Consider the following 601-nt stretch of genomic DNA (forward strand, 5'->3'; position numbering starts at 1 on the left):
GCTCCAGCAGGGTCTGCTGCAGCTGCGGAACGGACTTGCCGGTCGCCTTGACATCGAAGAACACCAGGTTGGTGTCGGGGTCCTCGACCACCACGCCCTCGATCTGCGCGAGGCCGCGTGCCAAGGCCTTGGCATTGGCGTGATCGTCGGCCAGGCGGTCGATGTTGTGGTCCAGCGCGTAGATGCAGGCCGCCGCGCAGACGCCGCCCTGCCGCATCGAGCCGCCGAGGCGCTGCTTCCAGCGCCAGGCGTTGCCGATGAACTCGTTGGAGCCGCAGAGCACCGCACCCAGCGGCGCGCCGAGGCCCTTCGTGAAGTCCAGCCACACGCTGTCGAAACCGGCCACCATGTCGGAGGCCGCGATGCCGGCGCCGACGCAGGCGTTCATCAGCCGGGCGCCGTCCATGTGGGTGGCCCAGCCCTGCTCATGGGCGATGTCGGCGAGCTCGTTCAGCGTCTGCAGCGACCAGATCGCGCCGCCGCCGATATTCGCGGTCTGCTCGATCTCGAGCATTTTCTGTGGCGGGGTGTAGCGCGTCTTCGGGCGGATCGCGGCGCGGAGGTCATCGGGGGAAAACATACCGCGCGCGCCCTTGAGGCC

The 601-nt window shown here is 68.9% G+C and carries 1 protein-coding gene; it reads right to left on the reverse strand.

Annotation, left to right across the window (positions count from 1 at the left end):
- Positions 1-601, reverse strand: a 601-nt coding sequence (locus AC1DWF_RS36390) for a threonine aldolase family protein (RefSeq protein WP_476843302.1), incomplete at both ends; no start/stop codon positions are given.

It is taken from the genome of Aminobacter sp. P4_D5 (assembly GCF_056401815.1).